Source organism: Thiorhodovibrio frisius (assembly GCF_033954835.1).
Taxonomy (GTDB): domain Bacteria; phylum Pseudomonadota; class Gammaproteobacteria; order Chromatiales; family Chromatiaceae; genus Thiorhodovibrio; species Thiorhodovibrio frisius.
On the sequence record NZ_CP121471.1, the window covers coordinates 2,992,572 to 3,009,393 of the forward strand.

The following is a 16,822-nucleotide window of genomic DNA, read 5'->3' on the forward strand; positions in this document are numbered from 1 at the left end:
GTTTACGGGATAGGCCAGAGAGTGAATCCGAGAAAGTTCGAACAGGAAGCCTGCCGTGGCTGCCAAAAAGAACACGAAGAAGAAGATCAAACACCGCAAATTGACGACCATATTTGAATAGCGCCATTGCCAAGCTGGCCCAGCATAAAATACAAGGGCGCGCGCTGATTTATTCGATCTTTGCGCCTTTATCCCTAGTTAATGCATTGATTAATAGCGTTTTAATTTCATACAACGGACATCAGCATTTCCCTATCGCTATCTCGCATCTTGCCATAGTCATAGAGATCGCGCTAGTGTGAGATGAGCTAACCTGGGCTCTTGATCCTTTAGTACACTAAAACGTCCTAATGCATGCCCTATTCCATTGGGCTAGCGAGGTTAAATCATGACCACAGATGGCAAGCAGAGCACCGCTTTGGCGATTAACGGAGGCACACCGATTCGAACTGAGCCTCTGCCATGGGAGTTGCCCGGCGCCCATTGGATTGGCGACGAAGAGCTGGACCTGGTCTCCCGCGTGGTGCGCGCACAGAGCCCGTTCCGATACTATGGCGCTGATCTTCAGCACATGGTGGACCAGCTTGAGGGCGAATGGCAGACCAGGCTCTCGCGCAAGCACGCATTGGCGGTCAACTGCGGAACCCAAGCCTTGCACATCTGCCTGGCTGCAATGGGCGTGGGTCCGGGTGACGAGGTACTGGTGCCTGGTTACATGTGGGTCAGCTGTATTTCCGCCGTGGTTCGGCTGGGTGCCATTCCGCGACTGGTGGATATCGACGATACCTTCTGCATGTCGGTAACCGACCTTGAGGCCAAGCTAAATTCGCGCTCAAAAGCGATTCTCTACGTGAATATGTCAGGGGCACCTGGCCATATCGATCAGATCAAGGACTTAGCCAAGCAGCGAGGCCTTTGGCTGCTGGAAGACTGTGCGCAGGCAGCCGGGGCCAGCCCTGCGGCGCCTTCGGTGACATGGCCATCTTTAGCTTTCAGCTGAACAAGAATCTGACCTCTGGCGAAGGCGGGCTGATCGTTTGCGATGACGATCATCTCTATAAGCGTGCCTTCGCGATCCATGACCTCGGGTTCTCTCGCAATGCTGCGGGTCGGCTCGATCCAAGCGATCCCAACTATCAACTTTGGGGCGTCGGCGCCCGGATGTCTGAGCTCTCGGGGGCAATGGCACTGGCACAAACGCGGAAGCTCGATCAGATCACGGCGGCAATGCGAACGGCGAAATGGCGCATTCGTGAGCGGCTTGCGGCCATTCCCGGCATTGATCTGCGCAATGTGCTTGATCCGAGCGGCGATAGCGGTCCGTTCATGCTAATGCGGTTTCAAACCGGGGCGCTCGCACAGCAGATTGTTGAAGCGGTTCGCGCCGAGGGGGTTCGCGGTCCTGAAGGTAGTCTGGCCTGCCTGACGCTCAAGGACTGGGGACTCCACTGGTATTTCAATGTGCAGAGCTTGGTGCACAAACGCTCAATCGCCGATTCCGGGTTCCCATGGAGCCATCCTGATAACGCCTTCCACGCGCAGATTGATTACAGTCGTGGAACCTTGCCGGTGTGCGACCATTATCATGATCGAGGGGCGCTCTTAACTGTGGCCTCGCGTCTTAGCGACCAAGATATCGATGACATCGCGTCGGCCTTTGAAAAGGTTTGCGGCGTCCTTTTGATGCCTTGATGGCCTCATCGGTGCTTGCTCCGTTCGCACCGCATTGAACTCATCTAAATAGGGGTATAACGCCCGTGACCCGACTCTCGTCACTGGTCGCGCTTGTCGCGGCCCTTTCCGGCCTGCTCGTCGGCTATGCAACCGGCGTCATTGCTGGGGCAGAGGCGCCTTTAACCAAGGAGTTCGGGCTGCAAGATCAGAATGCCCTGCGCGGGCTTCTTGTCGGTTGCATCCTCATTGGCGGTTTCTTTGGCGCGATCTTCGCTGGCGCCATCGTTAAGCACATTGGGCCGCGGCGCATGCTGATCTTGATCGGCGTCGTATTCGCCGTCGCCAGTTTCGGGATGTCGTACAGCGAGCACGCCTGGCCCTTTATCGCCTGGCGAACCCTTGCTGGTTTTGCGGTTGGGGCTTCAACCATGGTGGCGCCCCTCTATGTGGGTGAGACGGCGCCGCCGAATTGGCGCGGTGCACTGATCACTGGCTTCCAGCTTGCGCTGACGATGGGCATTTTGTTGGGATATTTGGCCAATCTTGCCTTTGCCGAGACTGAGAATTGGCGGCTGATGCTAGGGCTGATGGCCGTTCCGAGCCTGATCCTGGTGGTCGGGATGATCCCACTGACAGAGAGCCCGCGCTGGCTGCTGCTGCGCGGGCACAAAGAGGTCGCGCAACGGGTCTTTCGGCGGATCGCTGGATTCGATTGGCCGCCTCAGGAGATGGCCCAGGTTCTCGCCTCAGGCCAGCTCGAAGCCGATTGGCGCGACCTGCTCCGGCCCCGCTTCAGGCCTGTGCTCTTGGTCGCTGTATTGCTGTTTGCGTTCACCAACCTAAGTGGCATCGACGTGATCCTCTATTACGCCCCGGTCATCTTCGCCGAGGTCGGCTTCGACGGAACGCTCGGACCCATTCTCGCGACGGTCGGTATCGGCACTATCAACGTCCTGGCCACAATCGCTGCGATGTGGATGGTAGACCGCTACGGGCGCCGCCCGCTGCTGATCGGCGGCCTGATCCCTATGGCAATCGCCATGGCCATGATGGTGCCGAGCTTATTGTTCGAGGGGGCTGGCTGGAATGCGATGGCGCTTGTCGCGCTCGCGCTCTTCATCGTCAGCTTCGCGATCAGCCTGGGTCCCCTACCCTACGTGATCATGGCCGAGATCTTTCCGGTGCAGACGCGCGGTGTCGGGATGGGCTTGGCCGCAGCGGCGGCTTGGGCGGTGAACGCGCTGGTCTCGGTGTCCTTTTTCAGCTTGGCTGCGACCTTTGGCATGCCGAGCGTCTTCGGCATGTTTGCACTAATCTGCGTAATCGCGCTCATCTTTGTTGTAATCTACGTGCCGGAAACACGCGGGCGCAGCCTCGAGGAGATCGAGGCCAATCTGGTCGCAGGAAAACCTGTGCGCCGCCTTGGCGAAGTCTTCGATTGACCGGGATTTGCTTCTTCACCAACAGCGCGAATGATGACTCAGCAGGGACGTCGCGCTGGCAGAAAAACACGACGAGCGATAGAACACGGCCAACCAAACCGTGACCTGCTCCGGGTGCGTCCAGGACACTCGGTGCCGGCAGTGCGCAGGAATGTTCATCTAGTCGCCGTCTCTTGGATTCCATCAATACAGATAAGTCGAGAGTGAAGCGCTTCAATCTTTGAAAGGGTGGCATTGTCATGACAAAACTCCAACTCCATTTCCACAACCCTTTGCGGTTTGCGTTTTTCTTCATCGCGCTTTTTGCACTTTGCTCAACAGCGGCGCTGGCCCTGGTCGCCGACGTGCAAAAGCTCGGCGAAGTGCCAATCACAGAAATTGGCGCCAGTGCCGAATGGCTACCGGCCAAAACAATCCTCATGCATACGCCCGGGCAGGAGCTTTTTTTAGGCATTATTCACCCCGATGCAGCCCTGTACGAAAAACCATTCAGCATCAATGGAGCGGCAAATGAACACCAAGAATACATTCGGCTGTTGGAGAAAAACGGCGCTGTCGTTTTTACCGTCCGAGATGCTCTCCTGCGTGGCGTTCTCGATAAGAACGGAAATGTGATCGAAGGAGACGCGCTCGACCGGTTACGGGAGTTCGCCGCGGATTTTTTGACCATCGATACCTCGGCGCTGCCGGAACAGGAACGCACCGCGCAAGAGGCTTACAAAGAAAAGACGCTGCGCGCGCTTGACCCGCAAGAGCTGATCGAGATTATCCTTCTCCGCCCAACGGTTCACCTCCAAAAGACCGACTTTAACACCGGCTTCGAAGCGACATACAGCGAGGCGCCGCTGATGAATCTGTATTTTCTGCGCGACCAGATGATCACCACCGAAAAGGGCGTCGTGATCAGCAAAATGAACTCACAGCAACGCGCAGCGGAAACGCGCGTGATTAAATTCGCGCTGTCCAAACTCGGCGTGACGCCAATTCTTGAAATCTCCGGCGAAGGGCGACTCGAAGGCGGCGACTTTTTGCCCGCCGATGGTTACGCGCTACTCGGGCAGGGTTTACGCACCAATGCCGAGGCGGTTCGCCAGCTTTTGGACGGCGGTGCTATCGGCGCGAAATATTTCGTCGTCGTGAAAGATGCCTGGCAAGATCAGGAACAAATGCACCTGGACACATTTTTTAACATCATCGATTCAGATCTGGCGGTGCTCGAAAAGACGCGCGTGAACGCAAAAGAAGGCGACGAGCGCTTTTTGACCGTCGACGTCTATGACAAAAAGGACGGTGAATACGTCAAAATCAAGGCCGACGCGCCATTCGTCAAATTCGTGCGCGAAACCCTTGGCATGAAAATCATCCCGGTTACAAGCGAAGATCAGCTTCGTTACGGCGTGAACTTTCTCACAATCAGAGGGCGGAAAATTCTCGGCGTCGATGGCGTGAGCGAGCAGTACAAACAGACGCTTGCCAACAATGGAGTTGATGCGACATGGATGGACTTTTCCAATCTGAGCAGCGGATACGGGGCAGCGCACTGCTCTACGCAGGTACTTCATCGCGCAGCGATCACCGCTTTGAAATAGCGTCGGAGCGCTCCGCCGATGGGATTTATGGGGCCAGGGGGGGGATTTATGGCAGGGATTTATGGGGCCAGGGTTGAATTAATGTCCGAGCCACCAGCCGAGCTAAGCCTAATAGCACGCCCATCCGCCGCCGCATTGATCGAATGGCTTTAGTGCACCGAAGCGCCCAAACCCGCATGCGATGGACACATCTTTAACGAGCAACCGGAACTAGACCGACCACGCCCCATTCTTAGGAATTAATTCGACCGCGGCCCCTTTAATTACCCTTTAATTCCACCCCCGTTGGAGAAATCTATTTTTCCGCACTGAGCAATCGCTTCGTTATCCCCTCATACTCCCTGCGAATTTCTTGATTCTCGAACGGCCGGAATTCCGGCATTTGCAAATCACCTAGCGCCTGAAGCATACTCTGACTGTCTTCAATAAGTTCAAATAGTTCACTTACCACGGAAACGGTTTTATAGGTCTCCCAGGCCAATACAATATCTTTTCCAACTTCTCTCCGAGCTTTGGCAATATCTTGCTGGTAAATAACAAGTTCCTTTCGGTAATCTTGGGCCACTTGAATGCTGAACTCTTGTTGGGTTACAAGGTTAGAAAGTTGTGAAGCCCGATCTGGTACCGCTTTAATCTTTTGCTTTGTCTCGGCGACACGGGTTCTCAGTTCCTGGAGAATTTTGTCTATACCGTCAATAAAGTCCGTCTTGATTTTATTGATAACTAAAGTTTGTTCGTACTGGAGAACTCTTAACAATATGACATACAGTCCGTAATATTGCTTTGCAAAGTCAAGATCCTCACCGTTTTCAGTGAGCAGCTGCTCAACATTCTGGGTCAATTTGCGTACTTGGAAAAATACGAAACTTAAATCAAGATAAAGTTCACCTGTCACGTGGGTGAGGTTTGTTAGGCTGTCGACCATTTCCGGGGTTAGTTGCAACCCCATTTCCTGAAGTGTCGACGTAAACTGTCTTCTAAGCTGATCCAGACTGGCTTCATATTCGAGGATTTCTTCCTCTTTTTCAGCGATCAGATTGTTGTAATCAGTTACAGTCTTCTCGGTTAGTGCATTTTCTGGGGCGTTTAATCTCTTTTCTCTGTATTCTACGATTTCTTCTCGTGCCTTCTGTATTCTGCTTTCAAACTCCGCAGTCCGCTTTCTGTATTCGGGTATTTGGGACCGCGAGAGTATTCTGATTACTTCATCTAGCAGCTTGTTGATTGCCTCAGTATTGCTTTCTTGGTCTTTTCCAAACATCCTTTTTTCGGGAAGGTCTTCATGCATCTCTTGCAGAGATAGTGCCTCCACCAATACGGGTCTTGTTTTCCGCCAAGTCTTTGCATCTTCAGCCTTAGGATCTTCAGCTAACAATTCTTGCGACGCATCCCAAGCATCCGCGCTACTGTCTTTCACACCGTCCCATGTTGAAGCTCCAACTTCTTTGGTCTTTTCCCACATGCCCCCCAAAAAATCTGAAGATGAGCTACTCTGTTCGGCGGGTTCATTTGCGCGAGATTTTTCTTCGTCAGTCGTTTCAGTCGCTCTAACTTGCGCAAAAGAACATTCGCAAATCATCATTGATAAAAAAAGAATGGCGACAGCTAGAAACAGCGTCATATCTTTAGTCTGGAAATGTCCACTTGCGGTTAAGTTAATCGCTTCGCGAATATTTTTTGGATCGGTCATTTGGTATCTCCTTACGTATGATTTGATGAGAGGGAAAAGACTTGTCGAAGGATCATTTCGTCTTTGGGCAAGTTGTTGGAGTCGGGCGAGGATTCATGGGGCCAGGGATTTATGGGGCCAGGGTTGAATTAATGTCCGAGCCACCCTAGCCGGGCGAAGCCTAATAGCACGCCGATCCGCCGCAGCATTGATTATATGGTTTTAGTACACCAAGGCGCCAAAACCCGCACGCTAGGGACACATCTTTAACTAGCCACCGGAACTAGACCAACCACGCCCCATTCTTAGGAATTAATTCGAGCACGGCATTCGAAGTAACAACAGTAAGTCTAGCGGGTTAAAGTCCCGTCCGGGGAGTTGTCCGGACGCCTCGGTAGCATGAGGAAGCGGCGTCTTGGTAACAAGGGGTCGTAAGTTTCCACACAGCAAGAGAGCAGGCCGTAACGAAAGTTAACATAAATGTAGCCTCGTGAACAAAGGTTGGAGACGCTGACCCTGTGGCCAGATGCGCCGCTGGGTGGCCACTGGAAGAACGGAAGTGGTGGTCATCGTCTCTCGGGGTAGCAGGGTCGGCATGTTCTTGAAGATTTACTTGTCCAGTGCTGGAGATCCATGACGGGAGGTGGGCAAGGCAACCAACGCCAGCGTATAAGGTAACGAAGTCGCTGTCGCCTATCATGGAAGTCAGAGGGGTGCCCAATTGATCTGATTGAGCACCGTTTGAGACTGAGGGACAACATAACCCCGGTCGAGGGAAGGGACCCTACTTTGTGCATGCCACCGAAGAGCGAAGGATCGGAAGATTGCGTTCAACGCTAGCCACTCCGGATACGATCAGGACGCTACAGAGGTCGCTCTACTTCCAGGCCAGGCAACGAAAGTTGTGCATGCCTCGTTGTGAATTACATCGGAAAGCCGTATGCCGGAAAATCGCACGTACGGTATGATGAGGGAAGCCTGGTTGTCAACGCCATGCCTCAGCTATTTAGGCACCGCCAGACGAAAGGGGCAGCCAACGGATAAGCCGGGACTTGACATTTAACCGACACGCAACCCGAATACTCCACGCACCGACGCGCAAGTTACCTTTCGCGCCGCTAGACTTGATATCGGACTCTCGGCTCACGATTACCCAGCCAGGATTCTAATCCGCTAGAACCCCCGACCTTTACAGGCCGAACTGAAGCCTTAATTTTATGAGAATACGATAGCGAACGCTGGCGGCCTACACCGTTACAGCAACCTGACAATCACCGAAAATCCCTTACAGACATCTTTACGCTACTCACGTTGCTTAACTCTGTCGAATCTAATTCAAAAGGAATTTGGATACTTGTTTTCGAATTGGCAAAAAAAAGCAATTTCCATTGGCTTCGACCTGCTTCCCAAGAACTGTCTTTCGCATAAGCCCAGCCTAAGTCCTTCCATAAATAGTCCATTGGACCCCAGAGAAGTGAACCTTGGCCAGGTTGGCTTAAGACCGTGATATGTCGAAAAATAACCTTTTCATCTTTATCCAGGACTTCAATAAGCACGCTCTCACCAGGGTTTCCATAACGATTAGTCCACCCCTTCGCCGCCTGACTGTTATCGAAGTAAACCAGCATTTTGCTATAATCGTCTTTCTTGGCCATGTCTGCCTTTTCAAGGGCTTTAAAAAAGACTGAATCTGGTAATACATAGCAGCGGTCAACGATGCTCAAATGATTCTCATGCGGACTTTTCGGAATCCGAAAACTTGGATAATCCGTCAAGCACCAGGTGGCTATTCCCTGTTCGTATTTCTCGTGCATTGCTAAAAATCGGTCGAACTGAACAGCGTCTTGAGCTTTTAGAGAAACTTGATTAAGCGCGTTATCCAAGTGCTTTAGGAATTGCTCGTCAAATCCAATTGTAGCGTCAATTAAGAGCGTGGCTTTCCCCTCCGCATTTGGTTTTTCAGGTACGTCAACGTTGTCGATTTGGATTTCGAAGGCGGCCTGTGGATACTTTGATAGGACACTCGCGAGGACACTCGCCGCCTGTTCGGTGGTGTCTTGTAATGTTTGCGCTTTTGTGGCTAGAGAACGTCCGTCAACATCATGGGTAGCAATGTTGAGATCGTTTAGTTTTTCAAGCAAACGCGTCTGTTGTACCGCCCCCATAATTTTAACGTGGTAGAGGCCATCTTCGTCCTGGTATTGTTTAATAATATTGTATCGTTCCAGATAACCAGCGCTATACTCAACAACTTCATCTTTTATGATCCCATCGTTGGCAAGAATGGTCTCGGCCTGGACGAATTGCCCGACGACTTGTTGGATGGCATTTGTAATGGCATTGTTGAGCGCTTTCTCTTGCGTCAGACCAAGACCATCGGAAACAATATCAACAGTGCTTTGCTCTGTGGCTTCAGCGTTATTGCTCGATTTGATCTCAAAGTTAGCCGCGGCAAATGAGTAGGTAGAAAATATCAGGCCAATGAGCGCGAGGACCAACTGAAATAAAAATCGGTTGCCAATCTGCATAAGAAGGTCTCAATAGTTCACTTGTTGGAGGCGACACAATGCCAGGCAAAGGCTGCTTACCGTTGCTGTTGTAGCAACCCCAGGGCAAGTTCGTAAGCCTTTTCAGCATCCTCATCGGCGCCACATTGATGGAGAATATCTCCAGCGCGCTCAACAATCGCCGAACTAAGCGCTGCATCGGGTTGGGTTAGTACATGCCTTGCCATGCGCCCGGCATCTTGAGGTTGCTCAAGTGCGAGAAAACAATCAGCGGCGTCAAGAAAGTATGCCAGCGGTCGAGGACACTGGAGTTGGTGCATCGCCTGATAGATTTGGAGCGCTTCGGAATACTGGTTCTCGATGAAAAGGGCTTGCGCTGTCGGGTAGAGGGCGACGCAGTAGGCCGGAAGGAATTGCTCGACCGACGGTGGTCGATGACGTAATACAGAAAGGTTTTTCACGTCGGTCCAGACGAAAGCGACCGCCTGATCGGCAAGCAGAGTGGCGCGACTTTGCACTCCACGAAGAAGTCGACCTGAAGTATCTGCCTCTACCGCGACCAGGGCCTGAGCAATGGCTTCTCGGTTGGAATAGCCAAGTTGCTCAAAATGCTCTCCGACGGCGTACAACAATAGCGCATGGCGTGCTTTCATTTCAGCAACACCGGATTTGCTTATCCTAACCGGTCCTGGCATTCCCGCAGCCAAGGGCAATGCCACCAGAACGTAGACCCGTCCGTCCTGCTCGGTCAACCACTGATTCGACTTCGGAGACACCTCGCGTCGGGCCCGTAACGCCTCCCGGGCTGACACCGGCATCGGGAGGTTGCCAATCCAAAGATCGATATGATCCGAGCCGCTTGGTGAATAAGCGCCCGACTTGAATGTCACGAGCGCGAGCAGAATAGAAATCAGCCCGGTTCTCACGAGCGATCTTGCCCGCGCTCGTGGCGCGGGTGTAAATCGGTGGGTCGAATCACAAATCCTGATCATTGTGAATCTGGCCCGTCGGACCCTGCAGTATCGTCGCGGGTGGACTCCCAGCAGCGGGGTTCGTTGTTTTACCTGTTTCCCCTGATCCACTCCCGCCAGTAACGGTTTGAAGCGGCTGGATCAATTGTGCGTCACCCATCTCTTTCGCGGTATCGGCGGCCATTTTCGTGATGGAAGGAATGTAAACAGCAAGAGCATACACCTCTGCTTCATCCGGGCTTGCGAAGCTCTTGCGCTGAACCCCTGGAGGAAGTACACCGCGTCGCAAAGACCGGAACTCCTCGGAGCTTGCCTGGGTATTGACGAAGGTCGTTCTGGCTTGCTCGAAACGTTCGCGGGTGACATCACCACTTTCTCCTTCGCTATCCTCGAACTCGGCGATGATTTGTTGCGTTTGATCGTCTAGTTTGCTCTTCCAACTCGTATCATCTCCAATCAGTAGCCCAACGAGTGCATCTGACGCACGCATGTTAGCGATTTTTTGCGCGTTCAATTTCTGCTTAGCCTGCAAACTGGCGTTAGAACTCGTGCGTACCACATCAGACCCAAAGCCGACAAAGGCCATCTCGCCGGTCGCCGGAACGGAAATGATTCGACCACCGACGGGCGGAACTAAGCCGTTTTTTATTTCAGTCAGTACTTGGTCCAGGCCTTCGCGTACTGAGGTCGCCTCCAGACCGTTCCCGGTCGGTCGATTGAACTGACCGCGTGTCTTAGGGGTAGTGACAATACTGACAAACACCTGTTTGCTCTCGGTATTGTCTTCGACTGAATAAACAACGAACCCTTTAAGCAGCATCTGTACCGCCTGCTCCAGCTTTTCTTCTTGCGTTGATGTGAAGTTGGCCAAGTCCGCTGCGGCGTTGGTTTCGGACTCCATCGCTTCCAAGATGACAGTTTGCCCCTCGCTCGACAACCCGTCCAGAGCCTCGGCCAATTTCGCCTTAGCCTCCATGAAGGCCCGCACGTAGGCATTGCGTTTTGCAATCCGGGTCGCCGTCGGATTCTCCATCACCTCGTAACTTCCTTGTCCGGTGGCCACCCAACCAATACCGGAGCCGAATCGCATCATTTCTGCACCAACCGAGCGTTGATTGACAACATAGTTGATGGCATCTTGGGCGGTTTCTGCTTGCACCACCTGTTCGCCGGTGACGGAGTCATCGATTTCCTGAACGGGGCCTTCGATCGTGGTCAATTCCTCCGCTTCAGCGGGTGTTGCAGCCGCCACGGGAGATAGGAAGTCATCGGCAGATAGTTCTTGAGCCATCACATTGCCGGTCAAACCGACGCAGAGCCCAAGAAGGAGTGCCGCGTAAACTGGTAAAAGGCGAAGATCAATCAATTTCGTGATATTTCTTTCGCACCGGAAAATCTGAGCTTGTTGCATAAGGTAAATCCTCGCTATTTATCCATCAGTTCAATTCGAACATTCTTAATTTGTTCGATTTCGTCAGTTTGAAGGGGCATCTCGGCTTCTAGGACATAGTCGTGGGCGGGTTTCAACTGAAAAAGCCCTGGATATATATTGCACCATCTATTGTCATTCAACGCAGAGAACCGTTCATCAACAGAGACTGAAGTCATACCAATTTCTTGATTTTCTTTATCCAGAAGAGTCACCCACAATTCCTTTTCAAGCAAATTCTCAAAAACAGATTCAGCAATCACGCTCTCGTCAACAGTATATGGGCTATAGAAACCTCTGTTCTTCTTGTGCCATGGGAAATCAAACGCGTAACTAACCCATTTCGTTTGCTTAAAATTTGAACTTCGCCAAGTATTAATATTAATAGTGTCACAACCATAGTCAGGATTGGGGCGATTTATTCCGTCAGATTCGTAGAGGTGCGGCTTCTTAGAGGAACTAATTTGATCAGCAACAACTTGGAATTTTTTCACCGCGGCATCGTAAGCTTCGAGGTTTGGACGAACTCTAATCGGGATAATCAAAGTATCCTTAGCGCCCTCTTTACTTTTTATATCCCCTCCAAGCTCAAAAACAAACAGCGTCGGTCCAATAAACGGCTTGAGAACCTCAGCTAAGAGTGCCGCTGCGTCAGCCTGCGCCTGGTCCTTAGAAACCACTTGGCTATGAATGCTCACCCCGTCAACCCGCGCTGTTGTTTTCAAGATTGGCGTCACTTTCTCAAGCAACGGTTGCTTGAGCACTAATGCCCGGATCCTGACATGGTGCAAGCCATCTGCGACACTTTCATCAAGGATATCAACCTTTTTGATCAGGCCACGGGAATGCGTCAGCACCTCGTCCTTGACCAAATCACTGTTCTGTACCAGCATTTCGGCGTCTACATAGACTCCAAGGGCCTGTTGAATGGCATTGCTGTATGCATTCTTCAGCGCACCTGCCTGATCAATACCGACACCGCCCGCGATTACTTCAATCTGCTCTTTGTCGACTGCTTCCCCGTGATCGCGGACTGCCGTTCCGGATTCAGCGACGGTTATTGGATCCGTGGCTTCCTGCTTACCCGAGAACTGTGGCTCAGCGGAAGGAATATTTAAGGCTATGCCATTGTCTTCCGAAATCGTGCGAGTCCCGGAAATAACGGGGACATTGGATGTTAGGGAAATTTTTAAGGCCTGGGCGTCCGCCTCGGGTTGCCCTGAAGCCTGATCGTTACCAATCAGGGACTCAGGGATGTTGCCTAATTGGTTGACCCGCACCATCGCGCCACGCCTTAAAAGGGCGGCTCCGTCCCGCTCACCCCGTTTCAGTAGTGTATCGCTCCTGAAAGTGCGCCTTCGGTTCTTGTGAACGGCCGTAGGAATCGCCTGTGGCTGACTGGGCAACGTTAGCGGATCAGTCATTTGACCGGCCAAATCATGATCCGCCTTTCGAAAGCCCCCCCCCCGCGCCTCGGGTATTGTCGACCCGCTTTCATCGGCTATGATTTCAACCAGCTCCACCTGGCTCGCGGTAGCAAAGCCGGTGCCTAAAGCTTCAACAACGGCTATCACCAAGAGAACTCTCAGGTGTTTGAAATATCCATCTATCATCACAGCCAATGTCCCCCTAAAACATCATATAGTCGCAGGCCTATTAATCTATCGATACCACTTCATGCACAGATCGCCTGCACGATCAGGATAAAGGTAACGGTACCCCGACTCATGTGTATTTAGCATATCGAAGATACCGTTGAAAGGAAACTTTTAAAAAATACACCCCTAATAATCATTCGTCGATTTCAAGCCAAATAGACCAAAAAGTGTAGCGCTCTGAAATTGTGAATCTAAAGGAATTGGCAAAACACTTTTTTACCGATCCAAGGCCAGTCTTTCTTGGTGCACTCCACTTGCTTCTTTTCGTATGAATCAAGCAAAGGCGCGGTGACTTCATACTGGACCGCTTCACTCTTTTAAACATCCTTTATATGGAACGGGCCATCAATAAATCCGCTGTTCCTTCTGCTGTGAAGAGGTTAATACTTGAATACTCGTTCCTGTTATCCAAGGTGTCATTAAAGATAATATGTATATTGTATCCACTCATATTCAAACCCAGCATCTCCTCAATCCTTTTTCGATCTTCTGGCATAAGCCCATAGTAACTTAAAAGGTCAGAAGCAATTACAGGATCAGTCGCTTGATGTGAATCGCCTAGCTCCGGGCTTGTCAAATCTCTAAAATTGATCATGTACGTCACACCCCTGTCATTTCCCCATCTTTTTTCTTTGCTTTGATCATCCCCGAGGTAAATGAAAACATTGTCAAAATACACATATTTGCCCTGACTGTTTGGCGATTTCGTTGACTAAGTTTAGCTGCCTTCCGCCATTGGTATAATTAGAAAGGTTGTATTCTCCTCAAATAATTGGAAGTTCCGAGACACTAAAAACTGAACAAGTCCAACTAGACAGGAAATAACGGCAGCAACAAATGCGGCGATACGATATAGTTTTTTTTGGGCCTAAATTTGTATTTTCATCATCTGACATGGTTTAATGCTCCTTGTTGTTCAATCGTTATAAAAAAACTATGCCCTTTAAGCAATTGAATTAATGGGGCCAGAATTAATGGGGCCAGGGTTGAATTAATTTCCGAACCACCCATCCGGGCGAAGTCTAATAGCACGCCAATCCGCCGGCGCATCGTTCACATGGTTTTCGCGTACCGAAGCGCCCGAACCGACATCCGATGGACAAATCTTTAACGAGCCGCCGGAACTAGGCGGACCACGCCGCATTCTGGCGAAGTCCTCGCTTTTATACACATAACGGAGTCGCATTTAGCAACCGCCGGGCAGCAGGCGTGGCCGACGAACGTCTAGCGCAGCGTCTAATGCTTCGGTGTTCACATTCACGTCATCATAGTATAGACGATTAAACAGTGTCACCATTTTTTTCAGTCCTGCGGCCCCAAGGCTGCATGACCGGTAACGGACGTCCCTGCCTCATCACCCTACCCTGGCTCAAGCGACGGCTTTCTCCTGTGCATCCGAGTCAAGCCGAAGGTTCAGAACAATGGTCGGTGTCAGCAGGCCAAACCGTAGCAGGAAGAGAGCGCCTACCAGGAAACCGCCTATCTCCAACACTCGCCGCGCAATCGGGAGCGGCTCGACCGTGCCATTCAGGACATTCGGTGTGGCGTTTTCGAGCAACAAGCCTCCTGATTAGCAAGATTCCTCAGCAGCCCGAAGCCAGCGTTGCGGGCGTGGTCCAATCGTGACCGCTGCGACGAGCAAGCGATTTTGAATTGTGTCGAGGTCGAAGCGGCGGTTGAAGCGATAGGCTAAGGTGGAAAGATAACGTTTGCCATATTTGGCGAAATCAAAGGCGTGGTAAGCGCCGCCGAAGCTAGTTTTGAGGTTGCCCAGGACGGTGTTGACCCAAGCAAATTGCGGCAGATCCCTTGGCTTGAGGGCACCAACGACGATAGGGCTGTGCTGGCATCCAGCATCGGTCACGCCAGCAAAGCAGCCCAAGCCGTCGGAAGTTACCCGACACCCAGGGGTCAAGTCACTGGCTGCCCAGTTGGCAATGGCCTTGCGAGTGAAGCCTGGGACGGGCGCCATTTTCGCGTACTGCGGATACCCCTCGGGTGTCAGCGAGACGGCCGCAACGAAGGGCACTTTGTTCTCCGAGCCCCGTCCAGCTGTGCCGCCGGTGAGCTCTCCGCCGAGATAGACATCATCGACCTGGATGTCACCAACGAGGGTATAGGCGCTGTCGCGTTCGCACATCGCCTGCATGAGTTTGTGTTGCAGCAGCCAAGCGGTCGGATAGCTGACGCCGAGTAGGCGTTTCAGTGCCAAGGCCGACAGCCCGGTCTTGGCCTGGCTGATCAAATAGATCGCCAGAAACCAGAGCGTCAGCTCCAGATGCGTGCCTTGGAACAGGGTCCCGGCGATCAGCGCGGTTTGCTTGCGGCACGCCCGGCACTGAAAGGTTTTGTGTTTGCTACCTTTGAGAATGTACGCATGGGCATGCCCGCAGTCGGGACAACGAAATCCCTCAGGCCAGCGTGCCTGCTCCACGGCGTTTTCGCACTGCGCCTCGGTGCCAAATTGCGCGAGAAAATCCGGCAACGACAGGCCGGTTTGGAATTGAACGCGATTCATCGGCATGGTTTGGTCCTGAGGCAGAATGAGGTAACTCAGTGTGCGCCATTTTTCAGTTTGTCGTCGGCAATTCTGGTAGCTGAAGAAGCTTGCTAATCAGGACAAGCCTTGCTCGATGATTGCTAAGCGACCCTGGCACCCAGTGTTAACGACGGGAACGCGGATGGCCATCGATCAAGTGGGCGCATGCCGGGGCATCCGATTCTCACAGCATCGACCAGCAGCAAAGAACCACGCTGCTGACAATGTGCCGGAAACGCGCGGACGCACCTTTAAGGAGATTGAGGCCAATCTAGTCGCAGGCAGAGCTTTGCTCCGCCTTGGCGAAGTCGTCGATTGACCGGGCTTTTGCTTCTACACCAACAGGGCGAATTACGACTACAAATTGACTTTATGATTTATATAAACACGACTAGCGATAGAACACAGCCAACCAAATAGTGACTTGTTCCGGGTGCGTCCAGGACACTCGGTGCCGGCAGTGCGCAGGAATGGTGATGTAGTCGCCGGGTTGTAGTTGCACATCATCGCCATTAGCGAATTGCAGCCGACCTGCCCCTTGTAACACCATCACCCATTCATGCTCATCCTGATCGTACCAGCCTGATTCCGGGGATACATGGCCGCGCGAGAGGATGCGCTCGATGCGAACATTTTCGGTGCGAGCCAAATCCTGGACGACTTCATCCCGCAAAACACTGGAAATATCGTCAAGCGCTGATCGCACGTCAGTGTGGGGGACGTTTTCGGGTGTTGTCATCCTGTCGCGTATTGCGGTTTTTTCCAGCATCAAGCGCGCAATACCCGCCCGGAGCGCCCGTCGCGAATGCAGGATGGGCGGTGCTCCCCGCCGCAGTCTCCGACCAGGACGTCGTCCGGCAGACCGCCGAGGCGGCGCCTGAGTTGCCGGGCATGGCGCGCCGGGGGGCGAGAAGCCAGATTGGCACTGGTCGAGACCAGGGCGCCACCGAAAGCGCGACAGAGCGCAGCGGCCAGGGGATGCGCAGTAACGCGCACTGCCAGGGTGTCGAAACGCCCGCTAAGCAGCCGGGAGGTCTCCGGGCGCACTGGCAGCAGCCAGGTGTTGGGCCCCGGCCAGGTGGCGAGAATCTCGGCCATGCGCTCGGGTGCAAGATCCTGCACATAGGCATGCAGGCCAGCAAAGTCTGCGGCGATTAGAATGAGTCCCTTATCCGGCGCGCGGTGCTTGAGGTGCAGCAGACGCTCAATGGCTGGTTCGTTGCGGGGGTCGCAGCCCAGGCCATAGACGGCTTCGGTCGGATAGGCGACTACTCCGCCGGAGCGCAGGCAGTCGCGGGCCAGTCGCAAGCGATGGGTCATCGTTCGATCCTGCCAGCCAATCCT

13 protein-coding genes are annotated in these 16,822 nt (G+C 52.7%); 4 read left to right on the forward strand and 9 right to left on the reverse strand.

What is annotated here, in order from left to right:
- Window positions 1-388 precede the first annotated feature (388 nt).
- The 4 genes from Thiofri_RS13785 (at window position 389) to Thiofri_RS13800 (ending at window position 4,705) form a co-directional block, all read left to right on the forward strand.
- Window positions 389-1,000, forward strand: coding sequence for an aminotransferase class I/II-fold pyridoxal phosphate-dependent enzyme (locus tag Thiofri_RS13785; protein ID WP_255324655.1), 612 nt, complete (start codon window positions 389-391; stop codon window positions 998-1,000).
- Window positions 976-1,692, forward strand: coding sequence for a DegT/DnrJ/EryC1/StrS family aminotransferase (locus Thiofri_RS13790; RefSeq protein ID WP_255324654.1), 717 nt, complete (start codon window positions 976-978; stop codon window positions 1,690-1,692). Before Thiofri_RS13785 ends, Thiofri_RS13790 begins: the two co-directional genes overlap by 25 nt.
- Window positions 1,693-1,757: 65 nt before the next feature.
- Window positions 1,758-3,116, forward strand: a complete 1,359-nt coding sequence (locus tag Thiofri_RS13795) for a sugar porter family MFS transporter (RefSeq protein ID WP_009147162.1) — start codon at window positions 1,758-1,760, stop codon at window positions 3,114-3,116.
- Between the two features lie 239 nt (window positions 3,117-3,355).
- Window positions 3,356-4,705, forward strand: coding sequence for an arginine deiminase family protein (locus Thiofri_RS13800; RefSeq protein ID WP_009147161.1), 1,350 nt, complete (start codon window positions 3,356-3,358; stop codon window positions 4,703-4,705).
- A 295-nt stretch (window positions 4,706-5,000) separates the two neighbouring features.
- On the opposite strand, the gene Thiofri_RS13805 is transcribed toward Thiofri_RS13800, so the two are convergent.
- From Thiofri_RS13805 to Thiofri_RS13845, 9 genes are all read right to left on the reverse strand, one after another.
- Window positions 5,001-6,395 carry a GumC domain-containing protein gene (locus Thiofri_RS13805; RefSeq protein WP_009147160.1) on the reverse strand — a complete coding sequence of 465 codons (1,395 nt, stop codon included), beginning with the start codon at window positions 6,393-6,395 and terminating at the stop codon, window positions 5,001-5,003.
- Between the two features lie 1,250 nt (window positions 6,396-7,645).
- Complete coding sequence (locus tag Thiofri_RS13810) at window positions 7,646-8,902, reverse strand: hypothetical protein (protein WP_009147159.1); 1,257 nt, start codon at window positions 8,900-8,902, stop codon at window positions 7,646-7,648.
- A gap of 56 nt (window positions 8,903-8,958) precedes the next feature.
- Window positions 8,959-9,807 carry a tetratricopeptide repeat protein gene (locus tag Thiofri_RS13815; RefSeq protein WP_009147158.1) on the reverse strand — a complete coding sequence of 283 codons (849 nt, stop codon included), beginning with the start codon at window positions 9,805-9,807 and terminating at the stop codon, window positions 8,959-8,961.
- Window positions 9,808-9,856: 49 nt separating this feature from the next.
- Window positions 9,857-11,263: a hypothetical protein gene (locus Thiofri_RS13820; protein WP_009147157.1), complete on the reverse strand. Its 1,407-nt coding sequence runs from the start codon at window positions 11,261-11,263 to the stop codon at window positions 9,857-9,859.
- A 14-nt stretch (window positions 11,264-11,277) separates the two neighbouring features.
- Window positions 11,278-12,858, reverse strand: coding sequence for a hypothetical protein (locus tag Thiofri_RS13825; protein ID WP_323705253.1), 1,581 nt, complete (start codon window positions 12,856-12,858; stop codon window positions 11,278-11,280).
- A 409-nt stretch (window positions 12,859-13,267) separates the two neighbouring features.
- Entirely contained in the window at window positions 13,268-13,618 is a 351-nt protein-coding gene (locus Thiofri_RS13830) for a hypothetical protein (RefSeq protein ID WP_040854586.1), read from the reverse strand.
- An 891-nt stretch (window positions 13,619-14,509) separates the two neighbouring features.
- Window positions 14,510-15,463, reverse strand: coding sequence for an IS1595 family transposase (locus tag Thiofri_RS13835; RefSeq protein ID WP_009147152.1), 954 nt, complete (start codon window positions 15,461-15,463; stop codon window positions 14,510-14,512).
- Between the two features lie 406 nt (window positions 15,464-15,869).
- A complete protein-coding gene (locus Thiofri_RS13840; protein ID WP_143741771.1) occupies window positions 15,870-16,217 on the reverse strand; it encodes a cupin domain-containing protein in 348 nt (115 codons plus the stop codon).
- A 29-nt stretch (window positions 16,218-16,246) separates the two neighbouring features.
- Complete coding sequence (locus tag Thiofri_RS13845) at window positions 16,247-16,798, reverse strand: Sua5/YciO/YrdC/YwlC family protein (RefSeq protein WP_009147150.1); 552 nt, start codon at window positions 16,796-16,798, stop codon at window positions 16,247-16,249.
- Window positions 16,799-16,822: the final 24 nt, after the last annotated feature.

What these genes read in the sequence shown, in the direction of transcription:
- Thiofri_RS13800 (WP_009147161.1), top strand. Translation starts at nt 3,356, where the DNA reads ATGACAAAACTCCAACTCCATTTCCACAACCCTTTGCGGTTTGCGTTT.
- Thiofri_RS13805 (WP_009147160.1), bottom strand. Translation starts at nt 6,395, where the DNA reads ATGACCGATCCAAAAAATATTCGCGAAGCGATTAACTTAACCGCAAGT.
- Thiofri_RS13845 (WP_009147150.1), bottom strand. Translation starts at nt 16,798, where the DNA reads ATGACCCATCGCTTGCGACTGGCCCGCGACTGCCTGCGCTCCGGCGGA.
- Thiofri_RS13790 (WP_255324654.1), top strand. Translation starts at nt 976, where the DNA reads ATGGCCATCTTTAGCTTTCAGCTGAACAAGAATCTGACCTCTGGCGAA.
- Thiofri_RS13820 (WP_009147157.1), bottom strand. Translation starts at nt 11,263, where the DNA reads ATGCAACAAGCTCAGATTTTCCGGTGCGAAAGAAATATCACGAAATTG.
- Thiofri_RS13810 (WP_009147159.1), bottom strand. Translation starts at nt 8,902, where the DNA reads ATGCAGATTGGCAACCGATTTTTATTTCAGTTGGTCCTCGCGCTCATT.
- Thiofri_RS13840 (WP_143741771.1), bottom strand. Translation starts at nt 16,217, where the DNA reads ATGACAACACCCGAAAACGTCCCCCACACTGACGTGCGATCAGCGCTT.
- Thiofri_RS13835 (WP_009147152.1), bottom strand. Translation starts at nt 15,463, where the DNA reads ATGCCGATGAATCGCGTTCAATTCCAAACCGGCCTGTCGTTGCCGGAT.
- Thiofri_RS13785 (WP_255324655.1), top strand. Translation starts at nt 389, where the DNA reads ATGACCACAGATGGCAAGCAGAGCACCGCTTTGGCGATTAACGGAGGC.